This is a genomic window from Candidatus Defluviilinea proxima (genome assembly GCA_016721115.1).
Lineage (GTDB): Bacteria > Chloroflexota > Anaerolineae > Anaerolineales > Villigracilaceae > Defluviilinea > Defluviilinea proxima.
This window is the reverse complement of the sequence record JADKIW010000001.1, coordinates 1,924,940-1,946,510: the sequence shown is the minus strand read 5'-3', so window position 1 is coordinate 1,946,510 and position 21,571 is coordinate 1,924,940. Positions and strand designations below refer to the sequence as shown.

The 21,571-nt window shown below is 46.5% G+C and carries 25 protein-coding genes and 2 tRNA genes; 6 read left to right on the top strand and 21 right to left on the bottom strand.

Translation table 11 applies throughout. From position 1 onward, the window contains the following. Window positions 1–173: 173 nt before the first annotated feature. From IPP66_09060 to IPP66_09030, 7 genes are all read right to left on the bottom strand, one after another. Complete coding sequence (locus IPP66_09060; GenBank protein MBK9925427.1) at window positions 174–584, bottom strand: hypothetical protein; 411 nt, start codon at window positions 582–584, stop codon at window positions 174–176. 22 nt (window positions 585–606) lie between these two features. Further along, complete coding sequence (locus IPP66_09055; GenBank protein MBK9925426.1) at window positions 607–1,179, bottom strand: MarR family transcriptional regulator; 573 nt, start codon at window positions 1,177–1,179, stop codon at window positions 607–609. Window positions 1,180–1,224: 45 nt separating this feature from the next. Further along, window positions 1,225–1,440, bottom strand: a complete 216-nt coding sequence (locus IPP66_09050; GenBank protein MBK9925425.1) for a hypothetical protein — start codon at window positions 1,438–1,440, stop codon at window positions 1,225–1,227. A 5-nt stretch (window positions 1,441–1,445) separates the two neighbouring features. Further along, window positions 1,446–1,853: a hypothetical protein gene (locus IPP66_09045; protein ID MBK9925424.1), complete on the bottom strand. Its 408-nt coding sequence runs from the start codon at window positions 1,851–1,853 to the stop codon at window positions 1,446–1,448. A 62-nt stretch (window positions 1,854–1,915) separates the two neighbouring features. Next, window positions 1,916–2,743, bottom strand: coding sequence for an ATP-binding protein (locus tag IPP66_09040; GenBank protein MBK9925423.1), 828 nt, complete (start codon window positions 2,741–2,743; stop codon window positions 1,916–1,918). Next, entirely contained in the window at window positions 2,740–3,267 is a 528-nt protein-coding gene (locus tag IPP66_09035; GenBank protein MBK9925422.1) for a phage integrase N-terminal SAM-like domain-containing protein, read from the bottom strand. The genes IPP66_09040 and IPP66_09035 overlap by 4 nt, the downstream gene beginning before the upstream one ends. A gap of 61 nt (window positions 3,268–3,328) precedes the next feature. Continuing rightward, a tRNA-Met gene (locus IPP66_09030) sits at window positions 3,329–3,396 on the bottom strand. 79 nt (window positions 3,397–3,475) lie between these two features. On the opposite strand from IPP66_09030, the gene IPP66_09025 reads away from it, so the two are divergent. The 5 genes from IPP66_09025 (at window position 3,476) to IPP66_09005 (ending at window position 7,708) form a co-directional block, all read left to right on the top strand. After that, window positions 3,476–4,405, top strand: coding sequence for a tyrosine-type recombinase/integrase (locus IPP66_09025; protein ID MBK9925421.1), 930 nt, complete (start codon window positions 3,476–3,478; stop codon window positions 4,403–4,405). Window positions 4,406–4,882: 477 nt separating this feature from the next. Beyond that, complete coding sequence (locus IPP66_09020) at window positions 4,883–5,026, top strand: hypothetical protein (protein MBK9925420.1); 144 nt, start codon at window positions 4,883–4,885, stop codon at window positions 5,024–5,026. After that, a complete protein-coding gene (locus tag IPP66_09015; GenBank protein ID MBK9925419.1) occupies window positions 5,016–5,795 on the top strand; it encodes a hypothetical protein in 780 nt (259 codons plus the stop codon). The genes IPP66_09020 and IPP66_09015 overlap by 11 nt, the downstream gene beginning before the upstream one ends. A gap of 658 nt (window positions 5,796–6,453) precedes the next feature. Continuing rightward, complete coding sequence (locus IPP66_09010) at window positions 6,454–7,089, top strand: DUF5343 domain-containing protein (protein MBK9925418.1); 636 nt, start codon at window positions 6,454–6,456, stop codon at window positions 7,087–7,089. After that, window positions 7,079–7,708: a hypothetical protein gene (locus IPP66_09005; GenBank protein ID MBK9925417.1), complete on the top strand. Its 630-nt coding sequence runs from the start codon at window positions 7,079–7,081 to the stop codon at window positions 7,706–7,708. Before IPP66_09010 ends, IPP66_09005 begins: the two co-directional genes overlap by 11 nt. A gap of 302 nt (window positions 7,709–8,010) precedes the next feature. Here the strand turns inward: IPP66_09005 and IPP66_09000 are convergent. Continuing rightward, window positions 8,011–8,082, bottom strand: a tRNA-Met gene (locus IPP66_09000). A gap of 102 nt (window positions 8,083–8,184) precedes the next feature. On the opposite strand from IPP66_09000, the gene IPP66_08995 reads away from it, so the two are divergent. Next, on the top strand, window positions 8,185–9,096 hold the full coding sequence (locus IPP66_08995; GenBank protein ID MBK9925416.1) for a diguanylate cyclase: 912 nt from the start codon (window positions 8,185–8,187) through the stop codon (window positions 9,094–9,096). A gap of 3 nt (window positions 9,097–9,099) precedes the next feature. Here the strand turns inward: IPP66_08995 and IPP66_08990 are convergent, their stop codons facing one another. The 13 genes from IPP66_08990 to aroE form a co-directional block, all read right to left on the bottom strand. Continuing rightward, complete coding sequence (locus IPP66_08990; protein MBK9925415.1) at window positions 9,100–9,414, bottom strand: AzlD domain-containing protein; 315 nt, start codon at window positions 9,412–9,414, stop codon at window positions 9,100–9,102. A gap of 27 nt (window positions 9,415–9,441) precedes the next feature. Beyond that, window positions 9,442–10,137: an AzlC family ABC transporter permease gene (locus tag IPP66_08985; GenBank protein ID MBK9925414.1), complete on the bottom strand. Its 696-nt coding sequence runs from the start codon at window positions 10,135–10,137 to the stop codon at window positions 9,442–9,444. A gap of 217 nt (window positions 10,138–10,354) precedes the next feature. Then, the gene (locus IPP66_08980) at window positions 10,355–11,587 is read right to left on the bottom strand and encodes an FAD-dependent oxidoreductase (GenBank protein ID MBK9925413.1); all 1,233 of its coding nucleotides are present in this window, start codon (window positions 11,585–11,587) and stop codon (window positions 10,355–10,357) included. An 88-nt stretch (window positions 11,588–11,675) separates the two neighbouring features. Next, entirely contained in the window at window positions 11,676–12,737 is a 1,062-nt protein-coding gene (locus IPP66_08975) for a VWA domain-containing protein (protein MBK9925412.1), read from the bottom strand. Further along, window positions 12,734–13,732, bottom strand: coding sequence for a VWA domain-containing protein (locus tag IPP66_08970; protein ID MBK9925411.1), 999 nt, complete (start codon window positions 13,730–13,732; stop codon window positions 12,734–12,736). The genes IPP66_08975 and IPP66_08970 overlap by 4 nt, the downstream gene beginning before the upstream one ends. Before the next feature lie 3 nt (window positions 13,733–13,735). Then, complete coding sequence (locus IPP66_08965) at window positions 13,736–14,629, bottom strand: DUF58 domain-containing protein (GenBank protein ID MBK9925410.1); 894 nt, start codon at window positions 14,627–14,629, stop codon at window positions 13,736–13,738. Further along, a complete protein-coding gene (locus IPP66_08960) occupies window positions 14,604–15,614 on the bottom strand; it encodes a MoxR family ATPase (protein ID MBK9925409.1) in 1,011 nt (336 codons plus the stop codon). The genes IPP66_08965 and IPP66_08960 overlap by 26 nt, the downstream gene beginning before the upstream one ends. Before the next feature lie 90 nt (window positions 15,615–15,704). Beyond that, a complete protein-coding gene (locus IPP66_08955; GenBank protein MBK9925408.1) occupies window positions 15,705–16,523 on the bottom strand; it encodes a trypsin-like peptidase domain-containing protein in 819 nt (272 codons plus the stop codon). 187 nt (window positions 16,524–16,710) lie between these two features. Beyond that, window positions 16,711–17,139: a type II 3-dehydroquinate dehydratase gene (aroQ, locus tag IPP66_08950; GenBank protein MBK9925407.1), complete on the bottom strand. Its 429-nt coding sequence runs from the start codon at window positions 17,137–17,139 to the stop codon at window positions 16,711–16,713. A 52-nt stretch (window positions 17,140–17,191) separates the two neighbouring features. Continuing rightward, entirely contained in the window at window positions 17,192–18,703 is a 1,512-nt protein-coding gene (gene aroB, locus IPP66_08945; protein MBK9925406.1) for a 3-dehydroquinate synthase, read from the bottom strand. Window positions 18,704–18,819: 116 nt separating this feature from the next. Further along, a complete protein-coding gene (gene aroC, locus IPP66_08940; GenBank protein MBK9925405.1) occupies window positions 18,820–20,010 on the bottom strand; it encodes a chorismate synthase in 1,191 nt (396 codons plus the stop codon). 14 nt (window positions 20,011–20,024) lie between these two features. Next, a complete protein-coding gene (locus IPP66_08935) occupies window positions 20,025–20,717 on the bottom strand; it encodes a hypothetical protein (GenBank protein MBK9925404.1) in 693 nt (230 codons plus the stop codon). Then, complete coding sequence (aroE, locus tag IPP66_08930; protein MBK9925403.1) at window positions 20,714–21,565, bottom strand: shikimate dehydrogenase; 852 nt, start codon at window positions 21,563–21,565, stop codon at window positions 20,714–20,716. The genes IPP66_08935 and aroE overlap by 4 nt, the downstream gene beginning before the upstream one ends. Window positions 21,566–21,571 lie beyond the last annotated feature (6 nt).

Genomic DNA, 21,571 nt, shown 5'->3' with positions numbered 1-21,571 from the left:
CTATAATTCCTGTGTCAACTATACAATGTCACAAAATTGGTGGTACAAGAACAGAAAGCTTATTTCATATTAAAAGATGCCAAATGACATGTCACTTTCGCTTGGATTTCCTTTTCAAGAGATTTACAACGAGTGTACCCCCGTCCCGCCACTTTCATTAGTACATCACTTTGTCAATTATCCTGATCTAAACGGCTTGGATGCCAGTACTCACCTTCATCGTAATTGGGTGATTGAAATTTTGGCTTGGTGGATTTTGGCTTACATGTTTTGTGGATTGTGTTCTTGGGTTTCTTTAGATACTGATCAGGATTAAATGATAACTCAATCCCTTTTCGTGTCGCACGTAAAAAGTGACTCCAATGCAAATCGTCCTGCCATGCACCAAATTCAATTAGTGGCAATTTGCCGAAATATCGCCAGTCGTGTCCGATCATGGCAATACGGCGGGAATAAAACGGAATATATCGTTCAAAGTCTTTAACCACCCAGTCTAATCCTAGGATGCAGAAGACAACCGGCAGATCCCATGAAAATGCGTGGTGATGAGCCCGACGGATTCGCTGCTCGTAGATATGTTCCATTGTTTTTCTGGAACTTTTGCCACTATCGACCTCCAACCAAAAAAGCATTTCTCTCTCTCGGCAAGTTCCCCACGCCAGCGCATCTGGAATACCACTTGTGAAGTGGAACCTCTGTCCAACACTCCCAAATTTTCACCTCTTCATAATCCGTTTCCAGCCATGCCCGCCACATGCGTGCCTTACGTCGATGGCGTTCAGCTGCATATCGATATTCTGTTCGATATTTGGAAAAGCGTGCACCTTTGGGGACATTCCATGAGCGCTGAGCAAGACGTAGTCCTTTATTCAAGATTGCCCAACCATCGTATTTCCCGATCTGTTTCCACTCGATCAATCCCCTGGCTTGTAGATCCTTCAGCACCTGACGTACATATGTTTTACTAAAGCCGGCGAGCGATGTGATTTCTGAAGTGTGCGCAGTCTTCAATCGAACCAGGATGCGAAGAACGCGCAGTGTGCTTGTCTTGAGCCCATATTCTTCGATATCGAAAGGTGGCAGAACGTTGACAACTTCCACTTCAGATTTCTGCTGTAGGATCAAGTCCGGTTTGAACTGCCAAGCTGATGCGAGCTTCTTATCAGAAGGCAGTATCACGGTTGGTACGTTCCGTTTTACCAGCCTGTCCAATTCGCTTATGAATCAGGAACTGGGCGCTTCCACGGATACCCATAAACAAGGGTGCGGACGTGCCTTGAGAAGTTGAACGGAAATCAGATCTATAATCCGGGCTTGGCTGTAAGGCGGCAATCCGTCCGTGGCAGAGAGACGATGGATAAAAACATCGGCAACCCATTCTTCTTGACCGATCAAGGGTACCAGCTTCCATTCAATTGTCAGCCGGGAAAGTGGATCCATAAAATTTATCCGTCCATCCTGTTTGCATCCGGCACCCGAACGAATAACTCGTAGTAAGACGATATTGCATCCACTCTTTGCTGTAAGTGATTAATCCGGCTCTTTAGCTCCCGAACGATGCACGCAATATTTTCTGGATTAGTGTCCAGTTTGTAGCCGGCTTTCCCAGAATTTGAGACTATCGGAATACCCCGGTTTCGCAGGCTTTCGATTGCCTTGCGAATCTTGCGGTCTTTCGTATCATTCCCCAAATTGGTATGCGCTTCCTGACCAAACACGATGCGAACCAATTCTCTGCGGGTCAAACCATTTGGAGCCTGGTAGAGTGCATCCAGAATTTTGCGTTCAATGATCGGTAATTTACCAGCCTTGAGTTCAGCAAGTAGTTTTTCGTATTGCGGTGTACGGGACATGATTCTCCTTTTCGGGGAACCATGATATAGAGGTGTAAGCAAGGGAGGTCGGCACGTGTCGCTTAATATTTCCAGTTCTTCGGCATGCTCTTGCGTCCATCTGATCCTTTGAGATGGATCACGTATCCATTTGCCACAAAACGGTTATCTTCAATCCGGCTTTTCAAGTAGCCAGAGAGTTCATCCGTACTTTGGTAGTTGGCAGCAATCACGGTCAACGCCTCCTGCCGGACGGCACGCTGGTATCTGGCATCCAACAACTGGAAGATGCGTTCCCGTGCCCATTCGGTCTGCCCAACCTTGTCCAACTCATCGATTGCCAACACATCCAGGGAGGCCCACCACTCCATACGCCGCACGAGTTCGGTCATCTTATTTTCTCGCTCGTCATAAGCAGTACGTATATCATCCAAGACGCCGGCTAGATTCGCGTATGCCGCACGCTTCCCTTCGTTCAAGGCAGCCGCTACTGCAATCTTGAGTAACAAACTTTTTCCCTGCCCATACCCACCATACATAAAGACCATTCCTTGCCCGGACATGTACGCGCGTTTCGTAATTACGCACGCTTGATCCGCCTGATTGACTCCACTCTTCACCAGATTCCAAGTCAGATTGCGCACTTCGTCAGGCGTCAACCCGACCCGTGGATCGAGCTCTCCGTCTTGCATGGATTTCTCATGGGTACTTGCTTGGGCATTGGGACAGTTCTCCACTTTGCCAAACTTCGGATGTCCCACCGGTACATCGAAACGGATGTATCCGATTCCATTGCATTCAGGACAGGTAGGAAAGCAGGCTCCTGTTTGCGACAAAGCCGAAGGAGTTTGGATCTCACTCTGTATTACATTCAGTTTGTTGACGACGGAAGCAATATTTTTAGTGTTCACGACAGATTCCTATCAGCGCCTTCCATGTGTGGAGCTAGTTCGGCTTCCATGCGTTTGCGAAGCATCTCATAGTCGGCTTGATCTTCCTGCAAGTGTTCCTGTTTGGAATACCTTGCCGCTTTCCTGCGCAGTTTCGGAATCTGTCCCACTGCTGCCCATTTTGGGGCTTTGACCCTGCGGATCGGGTTCTTCCAGCCGGCAGGCATAATCTCTTCCTCCTCGATCCAATACAACAAGGTCCGCAAAGGACGAAAGCAGGCATGCACACCACCAGGATTATGTGCTTCAGAAAGCTCAAGCAGATACATGCGAATAAAATCCGAAGTGAGTTGCGATATCTGCGTCAGTGCTTGTCTCTCACAATACTTTTGAAAGTACTGTAACTTCTTGGTATAGAATTCAATGGTATTGGGAGACAGCCCTTGCGACCTGCGGTCGATCAGGAAAGATTCGACCAGAATGGGCAAATAATCTTGCTGGGAAAGTGTGATAAGCCCCTGGTCTTGTGATTTTAAAGCATACATGGTGACCTCCATCGTCTAGAGACCACCATATATAAGAAGAGTGTTTCACTAGGAAACAGTGTGCCGAGGGGGAGATTTGGACTCCCGACCAAGGGCTTATGAGTCCCCTGCTCTACCACTGAGCTAGGCACTAACCAGCAGATATAGGAAACTTCTCCTGTGAGACCTCAAAAAATCTAAATATGGTGGATTCTACAGGAGAGCTAGAATGAACGAATCCGCTGTAAAACAAGGGACTATTGCCTATCTACAGGATGATTACCTACTTATATGGGCAGATGCTTTTTTGATTGACAGAAAAGCCCAAAACATGAGCAAAGGAACACTTGAGTTTTACCGCAAGAAACTCAAGTACTTCACAGATTATTGTGACACTCAAGCAGTAAAACAAATAACTCAAATAACTCCTACACTACTTAGAGAGTTTCTATTAGACCTTGAAAACAAAGGTCATAACTCAGGAGGTATCCATGCTGTTTATCGAACAATCAAAACATTCCTAAGATGGTGGGAGAACGAAGTAGAGCCAGATGACTGGAAGAATCCAATCAAAAAAGTAAAACCGCCCAAAGTAAATATTGAACTCTTAGAACCTGCTAACATAGATGATGTCTACAAGATGATTGATTCATGCAAAGATAATATTACAGGCAAGAGAGACAAGGCTTTAATGCTTTTCCTACTTGATACAGGTGTTAGAGCTAGTGAAGTAACATCTATCTCTTTAGAAGATATAAATCTAATTACAGGAGAAGTAATAATAAAACTAGGCAAAGGTAAAAAAGACAGGCAAGTATATTTAGGTTCTAAAACCAGAAAAGCATTGAGAGCGTACATGAAACTTAGGAGCGACTCATCTAACAACCTATGGATTAGAGATGATGGAGAGCGTCTTACCTATTGGGGGTTGAAAATGATTATGAAGCGAAGGTCAAAGCAAGCAAAAGTAAAAACGCCTCAACTACATGCTTTTAGAAGATGGTTTGCATTAACCTGTTTAAGAACTGGCATGAATGTATATTCACTTCAAGAGCTAATGGGACACGCCGATCTTCAAGTACTTAGAAGGTACCTAAAACAAACAAATCAAGATATTCGAGAAGCACATCAAAGAGCGAGTCCGGTAGATAACATTTAGAATGACCATCCCCCATTGCTTTATCAAAATTAAGGGGGATGTTTATTATTTCATGGGTGCTGTGTACCCCACGGACTCGACCATGACTTTGACAATCACTTCATAGAGACTCCAATGCAACTCTTACCTATAGGGGATTGAATTTCGAATCGATTGGTGCTACACTAGTAATCAAATGGGCAAGACTCTTTATGAGTCAGTCAAGTGCCCTAAATAATTTCTACAGGAAATTTCTGTAAATATTTTTCCTACCTTTGGGGATTTTTATTTTTATACTCAGAGATTATGGAAATTTTATACAATTATTTTGTGTAGAAAAAACATCAATCCCCCCACACGGGGATTTTGCCTTTAATACGGCAGGAAAGGAGAAAATTTACCGCAAATATTTAACTAGAAAAATCCAGCAGGAAATAATCAACAAGTGGCAAGGAGAATTATCTTATTCGAATCTATAAAAAGAAAGGAAGTTAACCTATGGATACAAAATATAGGAATGTTAGTGGGAAAATAATCGGGAAAAACTCAGAAGATACTTTTTGCAAGAATGTAAAGAAGAGTAAGCAAATATTTTTGGCATTAGTAAATTTCAAAAAGGAGGAATTAGAAAATGAGCAATGAAGACAAGAAGAAAAATGGTTTTACTTTGGTTTCTGATTATCTTGCATGGAAATATCAAGATTATTTTTTGGCTGTGGTTTATGCCAAGATAGAAAGATTCTGTAGTTTAGGTAACGACAGAATCTGTGATGCTTCTATAGAAACTTTCATGCAAGAATTGGTAGCAAAAAAAGGCAAGATAAATTCAAGGATAGAATTATTAGTAAGTGAGGAGTACGTAATAGATAGCACTCCTGACTTAGTGAATAGAAGTCATAACAGAACTGTAACCGAAAAACTACAAAAAGAGGAAGATGATTTTCACGCATGGGCTGAAAGCTACAGGAAGGAAGAAGTAGATAAGAGAAAAAAACTTCCCAGCTATTATGATAGTTTTGTAGTGTATGCTAGTCAAAATAATATTGAAAGTTTCTTGTCTAGGATTAGCAAGCCCAAAAAGGCTAGAGGTAAAAAAGGAGGAAGGAAACCAAAATATCAAAAGGAAGGAAACCAAAATAGAATAGCCAGTAATCTATCAGAGAATACTGATAATCTAAAAAAGATTCCTGAGAAATCTATTGTAGATTATGACAATACTATTGATACTAAGGAGACTCTTGAAACTTTTAACCCGTCGGAATCTTCGGAAGGAAGTACACCTTCCTCAGTTCCTCCAGACAAAGTCGAAACTAAAGTTTCTCCTTCGTCTATAAATGAAAACACTTCTTTTCAAGAAGCATTAGAAGAATATGAGGCTACTTTATTTAGGAATAACAATCTTAATCCTTAAGAATCCAGCTTCTGGGACAGTCTCCTTAGAAAAATCATCGGAGACTGTCCCTAAGTTGAAACAAGTAAGTTAGCCTCCTCGGATGAAGTCTCATCCTCAGAGTCTATAGAACAATGTGTAGAAAAATCTTGTCAAGAGAATGGATGAAAATAAAAAGAATTTTGAGATTCGTTTTTCGGTTACCGATAATTGGACACTTGATGAAGAATCTTACTAATAACTCATTGTGTTCCTCAATAAAAATCAAGTACTCTCGGACATTTGAGGCTTCAGTAGAATTTTTATCGGTGAACCATTGATATATTCAATATAGTTTCAGCCCTTGAGATTTTGTACTATACAAACATGGATAGGCTTATTTGCCAAAAATCAATCAGTCCAATACCCATAAAAAGCACTTCAAATCCAATGTAAGGATCAATAATCATGTTTTTCTGCTGCCTAGGAGAGTCCCAGAAAAGCACTTACTAAATCTGCTATCTTTTCCAAGAATTTCAACGTAAATAGTAAATGGGTACCGGGATATGGGTAAATCAATCTAGGGCTTCTGGGAGGCATTTAAGGCTATTCTATGCCTCATAAATAGAACAGGCTATCTATAGACCTTAATTTTAGATTGGAGTATATTACTTAACAACATAGAACCTAGGAGGTAAAAATGCCAGAAAAAAATGGATTCAAGTATGTATATGCGGTGAGTCATATTGATGACATTCTTGGAAAAGTAGCGAGTACAGGTCGTCCCGACAAACTCACAATAACCTATGTACAAAAGAGTTGGAATCTGAGTAATGCACAATATTCCGCTGTTCTAGACATTCTCAGAACTATGGAGTTTATAGACAGTGTTGGTACTCCACTTCCACTTTATAGTGAGTATCAAAATGACAAATTATCCAAGAAAGTTCTAGCTAAAGGGGTAAGAAGTGCCTATCCAGATTTGTTCAAAGCTTATCCCAAAGCAAATGAATTGAGTAAAGGTGACTTAGAGGGCTATTTCAGACAGCATAGTGGGGCAGATGAAGCAGTACTTACAAAAATCTATGGTACGTTTAAGAAGCTTTGCTCGTTAGCAGATTTTTCTGATAATTCTTCTAGTTCCGAGCCTACTGATGCTGGTAAAAAGGGATATACTCCTGTTGTAAGACATCAGGGAGGAAGTTATTCACCTATCCCTATTACTATGAATATTCAGATAGTAATCCCCAACGATGCATCAGAAGAACAGTATGACAAGATTTTTTCAAGTATCAAGAAATTCATGACACCACCTCAACAACCAGATGAAGAATAATCCTGAAACCATAGAAGTTAGACGGATAATTTCAGAACTTCATAAAATACAGCAACTGGCCCTTGATTCAAACCTAATCATTATTTCAAGAGATAAGGTTTCTCCACAGGTAGTAACTCAGCAAATCCAGCAGGAAACTAATGCTGTTGAGAAATTGATTAAGGCTCTTAGTAGTGATTGGTTCTTATCAGTAAAGGGCTATTTTGCTAACCATAGACAGAACTCGTCCTATGCAAAAATAATAGATGAGTATCAGGTACAGGATTTAGTGTATTGCTTGGCTGTTAGTATGATGCCCGATTTACAGTATGAAGACCCCCAACAGAAAAACATCGGGGCATTAACTTCTACACGTATAGATTTTTACAGCTTGCAGCATAAACTGTATTTAGAGATAAAGTTTGCTAATAACAACCACCAAGCAAAAAAAGTAGAAGCGGAAATATCAGAAGATGTATTTAAATATGGTAAGCAAACTATATTTGATACACTAATATTCTTTATCTACTGTGCAGAAGATTACAACTTTCCATCTCCTAGAGAATTTGAAAGAGGTAATACCGGGATACAAAATATAATGGGGCATCAATTTTCTATCTGTTGTATTGTTAAACCATAAATAATAACTCCCCTTTTTATTGGGGAGTTTTCTTGTTACTCATTATCTACCGGGGATTTATAACTCATCTGTAAATCTTCCTTCTTCTGTTTGGCGTATCTACTCAATAACTGAAGAGTAGTTATGTCCCTTAATCTATGACAAACAGTTTGTCTCATAGTAATATTTGCGGCGCTTTGACCATGCCGAGGTAGATTAGCGTTATAATTAAACCAAAGGACTAAACAGAAAAATCCGTTTAGTCCAATGTAAAACCACCATATTTTGGGGTTTTCGCGGGAAAGTTTCCCATATTGCAGTAGTGCCGAGGGGGAGATTTGGACTCCCGACCAAGGGCTTATGAGTCCCCTGCTCTACCACTGAGCTACCTCGGCATGGTCAAAGCGGGGCAAATATTACTATGGGACAATATGTTTGTCAACACGGTATTATCCAAAAGGGTCTGCGATATAATCAATGCTGGAGACTGAATCTGTATGAAGATACTCGTCCTCAGCAACGATGAAATGGAACGTACTGTCATTCAGCAGGTGGTGGAACATCACGGACACGAAGTCATCACCGCCAGAAACAGCGACATCGCGATGCAAACCCTGCAAGAGGGTGATGTCCGCTTTGTGATTGCAGACCGCAATACGACGGATATGGACGAAAAGCAATTCATTAAGCGCATTCGTGATGCACAGCCTCCCTACTATATTTACATCCTGCTTATTGCTTCAAAAGTACAAGATACAGATGTGACCATGCCACGCGCCGGGGCAGACGACTATCTACACAAACCCATCGTACCGCTTGAGCTAAAATCGCGCATTCATATCGGTCAAAGGATGTTGGGGTTGGGGGATAATCTCGTCAGTGCAAAGAACACTCTCGAAAAAACAGCCATGTTCGATCCCCTCACACGGACATTGAACGAGACTGCGTTTCTCACACTCTCACGCGGTGAACTCGAGCGCGCCCGTCGTGGACAAGCTCCCTTAAGCCTGATCGCTTTGGAAATCAACAACCTCAAGAACATTTCTGAGAAACACGGTGTAGAGATCAGCAAAGATGTATTGGTGTTGATCGCACAGGCCATCCGTGAAAAGAGCAGACCCTATGATGGCGTCGGACGTTATGGAGATAGCACTTTTCTCATCCCGCTCCCCGGGGTGATCGGTCAAGACGCCGAAAAGATCGCGGCACGCATCGTCAAGGGAATTATGAATACGAACATTTCCCTACTGGATGGCACAGCCCTCGATATAGGCCTGAATACCGGCATTGTTTCAACCCCACGAGTAACCGTTTCCATGGAAATCGAGATGATGATCGAACAGGCAAAAGAAGCCGCTTCACACGCAAGAGATGATGGGGACGATCAGATCCATACCATCTTCATTTAGGTCTTACAAAAAATACTGTAGCAAAAATAACGCTACCATTCCAGCGACAATTGTCACCAACGTATTCTTGCTATACCATGCGACAAGAATGGCAAACAACCCTGCAAGCAAACGATAGTTATCCAAAGATATAAACCATTTCCCTTCACGCAAAAACAATTCAGGGAAGATGATTGCAGATAGCACAGCAGGCGGGACGTAATGTAACGCCTTGCGCATCGTTTCTGGGACGTGGAGCCTGCCAAACAAATAAATGAGCGAGAATCGCATCCCAAACGTGATCACCCCACCGAAAAACATGACAAGCCAGATATTCATTCTTTACCTCACCAAGTGACGGTCATTTTATATGTGACTATCATCTTTCTTTTCCAACACAGTTCCAACCACGATCCCCACCAAGGCCGCCAAGATCAAACCCAGCTTGAACGGTAATGAATACGCGACCAAAGCCACAACTCCAGCAGACACAGCCGCCGCAATATATGGACGTCCTTTTAAAACAGGTACAACCATCGCAATGAACGTCACCGGCAAAGCAAAATCCAATGACCAGGAATCAGGGATGGCCGTACCAAGGAAAATTCCGAACACTGTACTGATCTGCCATGTTGACCAAAGCGCAAGGCCCGTGCCAAGTAAGAACCAGTGACTGAAAGGTTGAACTCCATCCTGTTCATACTTGATGATCGTTGGAGCATAGGCTTCATCAGTAAGTAGATAAGATAAAAGTGCCTTCCAGCGCGTCGGAAGAGAAGCAAGATACGGGGCGAGTGAAGCGGAATACAGCATATGTCGTAAATTGACAACAGCGATCGTCAATAAGATAACGAAACCCGGAGCGGCATCATGCACAAGCTGGGCAGTGACAAATTGAGCCGATCCTGCAAACACGATAGACGACATCATCTGCGCGGTGAGTTTCGAAAGACCGGCATTCAATGCCAGCGCGCCATAGATCATGCCGAAGGGGAACACACCCACCAAAAGCGGTATCTCAGCACGGACACCCGCCCAAAATAGTTTTACTTGCTCACTCATATATTCTCCATAAGTCTTTGCACGCGAGTTGTATCACACCCTACAAACTTGACATCATGCCTGAGACTCTTTTGTTGCTTGATTTCCTAGAAGATTTACTAATTGGAATTGCAAGATTATACCCAGCTTGCACATACTATAACTATAAAATCCCGAAGGGATGGCAAACCTATGCCATCCCTTCGGGATCAAGATTCACCCTTTCGGGATTATGTAATCATCCGTTTTTTCGGAAGTACTCCCGTATTGAAATAGAAGCGGCCGCGCCCTCGCCCACTGCGGATGCAACCTGTTTGGTACTTCCATGCCGCGCGTCACCAGCGGCAAAGATACCGGGCACGCTGGTTTCAAATGGAAGCGATTCGCTCTTATCGATCCCATTGTGTTTCAGGTCATGGCCGGTCAAGATAAAACCGTATTTATCCAACGCAATGTAATCCCTGGCAAAGGATGTGTTCGGGGTTTGGCCAATGAAGATAAAAGCGGCGGCAGGCTGGATCTCTTCTGCCGTGTCAGAACCTTTGACACGATACTTGATAGACTTCAGTTTCGAGTCCTTGCCTTCGAAGGCTTCGATGGCTGTGTTGTAGATCACTTCCACTTTCGAATTCGCCTCATTGACCTTATCGATCGCGAATTGACTTGCGGTCAATTTGTCACCACGCACGAGAAGAGTCACTTTTTCAGTGAAGTTGGTGAGGTGGAGTCCCTCTTCCACAGCGGAGTTCCCGCCGCCGACCACGACAATCTGTTTCGAACCTTTATAGAACGGGCCATCACATGTGGCACAGAAGTGAATGCCTGCACCGATATAATCATCCTCGCCCGGCACTTCAAGCCGTTTATAGGATGCACCGGTTGCGATCAGCACGGCTTTAGAATGATAATGTTTACCATCAGAGGTGTAGACTTCATGATAGCCTTCTTCCATTTCGAGGCGCTCCACATCCACGGCTTGCAGAATTTCCACACCGAACTTACGCGCTTGTTGTGTGACTCGTTCTGAGAACTCCTGTCCACTGATGCCTTCAGGGAAGCCGGGGAAATTGTCGAGACCGACCGTGATACCAGCTTGCCCGCCCAAGCCAGAGCGTTCGATGAGAAGCGTATCAATACCTTCACGTGAGGCATAAATAGCAGAGGTAAGTCCTGATGGGCCGCCGCCAATAATGATCAGATCATAGTAAGTCTTCTTGGCTTCGGTTTTGAGACCAAGCTTTTTAGCAAGTTCGGCATTCGATGGTTCCACAAGAAAGGAATCATCTTCGAACACAATGGTCGGAATGATGCGTTTGCCATCATTTCGTTGCAAAACATATTGCTCCGCTTCTTTATCCTGTTCGATGTCGATCCACTTATAAGGGATGAATTGTTCGCCCAAAAATTTCTTGGCGCGGCGGCAATCAGGGCACCAATAGGCACCGTATACAGTTACTTTTGATTCTGTCATGTGTTCCTCCAATAATTATCATTCCCACTAAAGACGATGCATGCTCTGGTTTTAATTTCCTTAAGTTTTTCTTACGGAAACGGGAATGTTATCCCAATGGATGCCAACGGAAGGACAATAGCAACGCAAGAATAATGACGATCACAGCGAAAGCCGTGAAGAAGACACTGACCTCAATGGTTTCCCGTGTGGAGGTCAGGAAAGTTGGGAGTTTATTGAACACGTCGCCCAATTGGTTTGCGCTGGTGGCTTCGTAATATGTACCACCGGTCATAGTAGCAACGTCTTTCAAGGTGATGTCGTCCAATTGCCTGCGAAAATCCTGCGGGCTGATCTGTTGACCAAAACCCGGCGCACCAAATTGACCGAATTCAAAAAAGCCAGTGCCGCAATTCATGGGAGCTGTATTGTTAACTGTTCCATACCCGATAGTGTATACACGGATGCCTCGCTCAGCGGCCTGCACTGCGGCATTCAGCGGATAGGGTCCCGCATTACTTGCGCCGTCTGTTAGGAGGACAATGATATGGGGAGAAACCTCCCCATCGGACGGAGGCAGTTCCACAGTCCCAGTAGAGGCGGCCGTATCATCGCTGGGCGGAATGCGGTTATCCACTTCCGCAATCGCATCGATCGAGCGCAGGATGGCACTTCCAATGGCAGTCCGCCGCGCAACAGTCAGGTTTTCGATGGCGTCAGTAAGCGCCTGCGTATCATTCGTGGGAGGCTGGATCAACTCCGCAAACCCCGCGAAGGCAACAACACCGATCTGCCTGCCCGCTCTATGTTTTTGGACAAAGAGCTGTGCGGCATCTTTTGCAACTTCGAGTCGATTCGGTGCAATGTCAGTGGAACACATGCTGAGCGAAACATCCAAGGCGAGGATGATAGTGGCCTTGTTCGATGGAATAGTGACTGTGGCTACAGGGCGCGCCAGTGCCAAAATGAGGGATGTGATCGCAAGAAGAAAAAGTGCGAAGGGAAAATGCCTTCGCCACGCGGATTGATGAGAAGCCGCTTCACGCACCAACGAGAGACTTGAATAACGAACAGCAAACTTCCTACTGCGCCGCAGAAGGAGGATGTATGCAACAATGGCAATTGGAATAATGAACAGTAAGACCAACAACCCTGGCCAAAGGAAACTCATAATACACGTCCAAACCAGAGAAGCGACAATGCGCCTCCCAACAAAAAGACCAAAATACCCAGCCCGGCAAAAAGCGAAGTGAGCTCCAGATCCTCAGGCCGAACGGAAAGGGTCGGCTTGAGGTCGTTATAGATCTTATCCAACCCATCTTCATCGCCTGCAAAATAATACCGCCCGCCAGAGGTGGTGGCGATTTGACCTAACAACGTTTCATCGAGCGCCGAGTGGATGTTCATGCCTTCCACTTTGATGGTTGTACCTTCTGTGCTTCCAACGCCAACCGTATACACACGCACTCCAAGGTCAATGGCGAGGTCAGTCACAACGAGCGGATCAGGGTTCTGGTTGTTCTCGCCGTCACTGAACAACAGGACCACCGCCGAGGGATACCAACCCTGCGGTTTGGGCAGTTCACCATTCGATGTAGTAAGTTCGCCGGTGCTGATGATGGGAGCATCACCGGCATCTACAACAATGGTGTTCAATGCCACCAACATCCCATTGCCAAGCGATGTGCCTCGACGCGGCACAAGCCTTTCGATAGTAGTCAATGTCGTCTCGCGGTTGACATCAGGAGCCTGCACACTTAATCCGCCATCGCTAAACGCAACCACACCGATCTTGATATTCGCAGGTTGATCTTTTACGAATTTATTCGCGATCGTTTTTGCGGCTTCCATGCGTGTTGGTTCAATATCAGTTGCGGCCATACTGCCTGAGACATCGAAAACAAGGATCACAGTCCCTTCGTATTTCGGCAAACTCACCGTTGCCTGCGGGCGCGATAACGAAAACAATAATATGGCGATTCCAAAAAGAAAGATCAACGCGGGATAATGACGCCGCCGCCCGTTGACCCCGCTTTCGGTTTGCATTGATCCAAAACCCGATTGCGCGGCAAACTTTTTCCGTCGTTGCAACAGGTTGAAATACAACACCGCCAGCAACGGAACCAGCAATAAAGAAAAAAGCAACGCGGGCCAAATGAACGACATGGACTACGCCTTCCTCTGTTGTCGTCGTTTGGCAAACCGCAAAATGGACCTGATCAGGTCGTCCCCCGTCGAAAGCGTCATCACATCCACGCCTGCGCGTTGGAATATTTTCGTCAATTCCTCTTCACGTTTCTGTGCGGCATCGCGAAACCGTTTGCGAAACTTCGCATCGTGCATATCTACAAACAACTGCTCGCCTGTCTCAGCATCTTCCATCACGATCATGCCCACATCGGGCATATCCATTTCACGCGGGTCAAGGAGCCGTATCGCGATCACTTCATGCTTTTGTCCCAGCATGCTCAACGGCTTCTCCCATCCAGGCTCGCTCATAAAATCGGAGAGGACAAAGATCAACGAACGACGTTTGATCGTATGCAATGCGCCCGTAAAAAAGGATTTGAGATCGGTACGCGGGACGTGTGACAAGCGCGGCTGTTTGAGCATATCGTTGATGAGACGCAACACCTGCACCTTCCCGCCTCTCGCTGGGACCGTATGCTGGATACTGCTCCCAAACATCATCGCCCCGACTCGATTCCCGTGGCGCGTCAACAAGCGCGCCAACACAGTGACAAAGTCCACAAGCACCGTGCGCTTCTGGCTTTGGGCTGTTCCAAAATCCACAGACGGGCTCATATCCAAAAGGAACCAGGCCGTGATCTCGCGGTCTTCCAGATACTGACGCACGTACGGCGTATCCATGCGTGCTGTCACGTTCCAGTCGATATAACGGATATCATCCTCAGGCTGGTACTCACGCAGGTCGGCAAAGTCCACGCCGAAGCCGTAGAACAGCGAACGATAATCGCCCTGCAACAACCCATCCAAACGGCGGATGATGTTCCAATCCAACCGCAGAAGGATCTTCTCAGGCGTTGTCGCGGACGTTGACATGTTCATGCAAAGGCACCACAGGGACTGGAATACGATCCAATATCTTCGTCAGAATGTCATCACTTGATACAGAATCGGAAAGCGCTTCATAGGTTAGAACAACACGATGGCGCATCACATCGAGCGCCATATCCACCACATCCTGCGGCAGGACGTAGTTGCGTCCGCGCACGAAAGCCAGCGCACGCCCGGTCAAGATCAAATTGATCGAAGCACGCGGACTCGCACCGAACATGATGTAGCGTCCCAAGTCTGGTAAGCCCACTTCCTTCGGGTTGCGTGTCGCCGTCACCATCTTCACGGCATACTCCATCAACGACGGATCCACATACACCTTGTCGGCTTCTTTTTGGAGTTTGAGCAATTCTTCAATTGTCAAAATCTTTTGTACAGCCTGCAACGCCCCCGTCATACGCTCCACGATCACAAACTCTTCCGTGGACGATGGATAGCCGATCAACACCTTCAGCATAAAGCGGTCTACTTGTGCCTCGGGCAAGGCATACGTGCCTTCGGTTTCAATGGGATTTTGTGTCGCCAACACAAGGAACGGGTCTGGCACTTTGAACGTCTCACGTCCAATAGTGACTTGTCGCTCCTGCATCACTTCCAACAACGCGCTTTGCACCTTGGCAGGTGCGCGATTGATCTCGTCAGCCAATAAAAGATTCGTGAACACAGGGCCAAGTGATGTCTCAAATTTGCCGTTCTTCTGGTTGTAGATGCGAGTCCCTACCAGATCAGCAGGAACCAGATCCGGGGTAAATTGGATGCGCTTGAACTCTCCACCAACCGATTCAGCCAGCGTCTTGATCGCCATCGTCTTGGCAAGGCCCGGCACACCTTCCACCAAAATATGCCCGCGTGCCAACAGAGCGACGATCATACGCTCAAGCAGATGATCCTGCCCAACGATGACCTTCTTCACCTCATAGAGCACTTTCTCCATGGGTTCCCTGTTCTCAGAACTTTTACTTTGCGCCATTCGTCATCTCCTTTTATTGTAAGGGCGACCCGCCCAGGAAAAGCAAAACATCTTTATCAACCATGAAGGGTCACCCTTCCTGTTAGAAAATCAATACGGCGGGCTGTCGCCCCCACCAGAAGCGGCAACATTGATCGGCACAGCAAAACCGATTCCCACAAAAAAGTTGCCTTCGGTTGGGCTGACCACACCGGTCACGATCCCGATCACACGCCCATTCCGATCCAACAGCGGACCACCCGAATTACCGGGGTTGGCCGCCGCATCGAATTGGATCAATCCGCTTAATCGCATGTCACGGCCAGATGGGTGAAACGACCGATCAAACCCTGAGATCACACCAGCGCTCATCGAGCCATACAAACCGAATGGGTTACCCACCACGAATACATCATCCCCTACTCGCATTGAGTTTGGGTTCCCCAAAGTTGCCGGGAATATCTGTTGCGGCATATCCATCGCTCGTAAAACGGCAATATCCATTTCAGGCGTTTGCTGAAGGATAAGCGCTTCCGATTTTGTGCCATCGGCAAAAGTGACCTTGATACCATCTGAACCATCCACCACATGCAAACTCGTCAAAATACTCCCCGCATCGTCAATGATTACCCCCGTCCCCAACGCAGTCCCGTGCTTCCCGTCCGTATCCATCACGCCCGATTCGATCACCACAATGGAAGGCTCAATGATCTGATACACTGAAACAGCATCCGGTGTGCGCGGCGTGGCCGATGCCATCACACTCGCAACCACGTCCCTCACTTCACGTTCTGATAGTTGATTTGTGGGGAAAAGAAATTGATAGAGAACCAAGGCCAGCAAGGTCGCCAGCACACCCGAGACAAACGGAATACTCCCTCGTATACGTTCACGCCACGAACTGAATTTTGCAATCAGTGACTCTCGCATTGTGTTGATTATACATGTGGACGCCCCCGCCTCCCAAATGCTTACTCATGGGATATAAACCCCGCTTCTTTCTTAACCTGAGCCTGCTTCCGTCCGAACAACATTTCCTACAAACGGACTTAATCACGGATTCACGGATTGAAACGGACGCATCCGTTATCGTCCGTGAGTCTGCTACAGAGTCCGTTTATAAAATATCCACCAACGCCCGCAACCCCAAGGTATATGACTTCCACCCGAAGCCACTGATCTTGCCTTTACACACCGCCGAAACCATCGAAACATGACGAAATTCTTCCCGTGCATATACATTCGAGAGATGGACTTCCACAACAGGAATTTGTATCGCCGAGATCGCATCACGCAACGCAATGGATGTGTGGGTATAACCGCCCGGATTGAAAACAACGCCGTTCGCCCAAGTCCGCGCATCGTGCAAGGCATCGATCAACGCACCTTCATGATTCGATTGCGAACATTTGACTTCCGCGCCCAACTCTTTGCCCAACTCGATCAACTTATTGTTGATATCCTCAAGTGTCATCGAACCATACACTTCAGGTTCGCGTGTGCCAAGCAAGTTTAAGTTGGGTCCGTGCAATACAAGTATCTTCATATTTCCTCATTTTGACGATAGACCATAGACGATGGACAATATGGTCAACGGTCTATCGTCCATCGTCCAGAACAGATTCCAAATCACTCACATCCACCAACTCCACTTTGCCGATCTTAACAGGCAAAGCAAAACGGATGGCTTTCGCAGTCTTCTTCTTGTCTACCCGCATAGCACCAATGATCTCTCCACGCGGCATTGCATCGGGTATTTGAGTCGGCAACCCCAAAGCAGACATTGCCTCTGCAATCTTATCAGCCAAACCCTTTTCTGCGATACCGATCTGTTCAGCATACTTTGCTTCAACAACAGTACCGATCGCAATGGCTTCGCCATGTCGTAAGTCAAACTTGCTGACAAGTTCAACAGCATGTCCAACGGTATGCCCTAAATTTAACGCCGCACGGAAACCTTTTTCATATGGGTCTTCTTCAATGACCTTGATCTTTACGGCCATTGCGTGTTTGACGATCTCTTCGAGATTGGATCGCACCCAGTCCATGCCACGGGAACATAGCTCGAACAATTCAGGGTCAGAGATGATGCCATGCTTGACCACTTCTGCCATGCCAGAGATCAACTCGCGTTCAGGCAGGGTGAGTAAAAGGCTTGGGTCCGCAAGAACCAGCTTTGGTGGATGGAAAGAGCCGATGAGATTTTTCCCTTCGGGCAAGTCGAAACCTGTCTTGCCTCCCAGTGATGCATCTACCATCGAAAGCAAAGTCGTCGGAATACCAACCCAATTAATTCCGCGCATGTACGTAGCGGCGGCAAAACCCGACATATCGCCGATCACGCCACCACCGAGGGCAATGACCGTGCTCTTACGGTCGAGGCCATTTTCGAGAAAGGCTTTCCACAATCGAGAAACTGTTTCGAGATTTTTATGTTCCTCACCAGCAGGGATGATGATTGATTTCGCATCAGCACCCACAGCTTGCTTGATTTTTTTGAGATGATGCTTCGCTATATTTTCATCCGTAACAATGATCGAGTTTGTGAAAGGCAGATCTTTAATTTGCCCCACGCGAACATCATACTCCCCCATCGCGGAGAGGTGGTGGCGCCCCAACGCGACCTGCACTTTGCGGGCATTTTGTTCAACAGAATTTCCATCTACATGAACAACGAGAGGAAAGGATGAATAATGTGCGCCACGTTTTGCGAGCATGGAGCTCAGCTTCTCACGCAAGTCACCAGAGAGCAAAGGACGTTTGCTGGAACTTTCGCTCAGCCTCTGAAACAACGTCTCCACGTCAGACATCAACAACACGATCCGCCCATGCTGTTCCGCAAAAGCACGATTCTCGTCGCGCAATAACGCGCCACCGCCGAGGGCCACAATGCTTTCTTTTTCGTTTACAAGATTCGTCAACGCAGTAGTTTCCAAATCGCGGAACGATGTTTCACCTTGTTGTTCCATGATCTGTGGAATGGACATGCCTGCGTTGGCCTCAACAACATGGTCAAGGTCGATCAATGGTAAGCCAAGACTTTTGGCAAGGATTTTGCCAATCGTGGATTTGCCTGTCCCTGAGGGACCGTAGAGGAAGATGTGAGTCATAAGTCTCCATCCGTCATTGCGAGGAGCGCACTTGCTCTTTGCGACGAAGCAATCCCCAACTAACAAGGAGATTGCTTCGGGCGAAAGAACATCGCCCTCGCAATGACGGGGTCTAATTATTCCCAAAAAATGTGCGGAACGTTGTCCATGGATAAGTCTTCGAGAGTCGCTTTACGAAGAGTTTCGAATCTTGGCTTCATTTCGTTGATGGAGTCACCGCCAAGTTTTTCAATCAGGGCCTCAGCAAGCACAAATGCAACCATCGCTTCAAGGATCGGAACGGCTCGAGGCACCGGGCAAAAATCGGAGCGCTCGTATTTGGTGGGCGCATTCTTACCAATAGCGAGGTCGACGGTTTGCTGCGGCACAAGGGTTGTGGCAATGGGCTTCATCGCCGCACGGATGATAATGGGTTGCCCATTGCTGACTCCCCCTTCAGTTCCACCCGCTCTGTTCGTCGAACGTCGCAGGTCGGAATTCTGCATTCCGCCTTCTGCATTCTGCAATTGAATTGGGTCGTGAGCTTCCGTCCCAATTCGTCGTGCGTTCTCGAACGCATCCCCCACTTCCACGCCTTTGATCGCCTGCACAGACATGATCGCCATTGCCAGTTTGGCTTCGAGACGACGGTCCCATTGCACAAAGCTACCAAGCCCAACAGGGAGATTGAGCGCAACGATCTCAAGTACACCACCGAGGGTATTTTTGCCGTGAATGGTCTTCTCGATTTCATCACGCATCTTTTGCGCGGACTTTTCATCCGGGCAACGCACATCTGACCCTTCTGCACGCTGAAAGCGCTCTTCGTAAGGCATGTCACCAAACTCAGCCTGAACTTCGCCAATGGAGGAAACATATCCGCCAACGACAATTCCAAACTGTTCAAGGAAATGTTTACAGACTGCGCCTGCGGCAACACGCATGGTGGTTTCGCGTGCAGAGGCACGTTCGAGTGCAGGACGCAAATCCTTATAACCATATTTGACGGCACCTGTTAGATCCGCATGACCCGGGCGTGGAGCCGTCATCGGTTCGATTTCCTTGCCCTTCCATTTGATGTGGTCATCGTTATTTACAAGCAAGGCGATCGGTGCGCCCGTAGTTTCGCCAGCCATCACGCCACCTGTGATCTGCACAGAGTCTTTCTCGATCTTCATGCGTCCACCAGAGCCATATCCCTGTTGGCGGCGAGCAAGTTCTTTATTGATGATGTCGGGCGTGATGGAAAGCCCCGCAGGCATGCCATCCAGAATGGCAGTCAGGGAAGGTCCGTGAGATTCACCAGCAGTAAGGAAACGTAAAGGCATAAAAACTCCAGGTATCAACTAGCGTACGTATCGGTCATCTTGCTGGAAACAAAAGCCATCTCCAGCGCAAAGAAACATTGAATCAGAACCATGAGCGGGAGTTGTAATGGAAGCGGCAATGAGTAGACGACCAACGTACCGGGGATCCATGTCAACCAACAGCCAACCATCATGGGGATAATAACCTTGATGATCCAATCATCTTTCAAGGCACGGCCAAGCGCCTTGAAATCATAATTCAGATCACGCAAACGAAGGCCAACAGCAACATGCTGGATGCTCAAGAAAGGTGTGAAGACAAACTGATCAAGAAGCATTTTCGCAATCACAATTCCAAATGTAACGGATGGACCCCAGAACCAATCTTGAAATTTATAGAAATAATCGATCCAAATTATATCGGTTGCCCAAACGAGGGAAGTAAAAAGCAGGTCAAGGTATCCGCGTTTGTCTCGCCGAGCTTTCCCAACAGCCATCAAATACAACCCTGGGACTAAGCCAGCTCCGACGAAACTTGTCAACAGTGAGAATGCCAATCCCCAGGAATTTCGAAGAGCTTGCAAACCTTCCAAAGCATCTTGCACAGGAACAAAGACATAATATGCCGTAACAAGCAATGCCGCAAAAAAGATGATCACCAGTCCGGGGATAAAATTCTCTTTCGCGCCCAGCCAACCTTTATGTGCCGCTTTAAGAACACGGCTCATGCAACCGCCATTTGCATAGCGATTCTATCTGCATTCACACCGGTCCATGTTTCAAAAGCAAGGGCGGCTTGTTCAATGAGCATACCGAGTCCCGTTGTGGCCTGGAGACCTTGTGAACGGGCATCTCGCACCAGTTTTGTTTCTCTGGGATTGTAGACGAGATCGTAAATAAAAGTATTCAAAGACAATGACAAACTTTCTGGCAAAGGCGATTGATCCACATTGGGGGCCATGCCGAGGGGAGTTGTGTTCACGATAAGGTCAAAAGCGCTGTCCTGAGCTTGTCGAAGAGTCGAAGGTTGAAGGTCCGTCAAATTTTTAATGTGTAATTGGTGATCAGTAAAAGACTGCGCCAAATCATGAGCCTGTTCGGTTCGGCGAGCAGCGATGGTGACATTCCAATTGTCATTAAGAAGAGCATAAACGACTGCACGAGCAGAACCACCCGCACCGAGAACCAAAACAGAAGGATGATGGATGATCGATGAAAAATCAAAGTTTTTTTTCAAGTCAGAAAGAAAACCCGGGGCGTCAGTGTTATCGCCGATGAGTTTAGAGTCTCGCAAATAAATTGTGTTAACTGCACCGATGGCTTGAGATGTTGACGTGAGTTCGTCCATGAACTCGATCACATTTTGTTTGTGAGGGATGGTGACATTGAGTCCGTGTATTTCGCCAGAGCGGACACGATCAAGTAAATCTTTGAGTCCCTGTTTATCATCGGGGTGAATAGGGAATAAGGAATAGTCGCCATTAAGTCCACAAGCTTTGAGGGCAGCGGTGTGGATCTTGGGTGAGAGAGAATGCCCAAGGGGATAGCCGATCAGGCCGAGTTTGAAGGTTTGCATGATCTC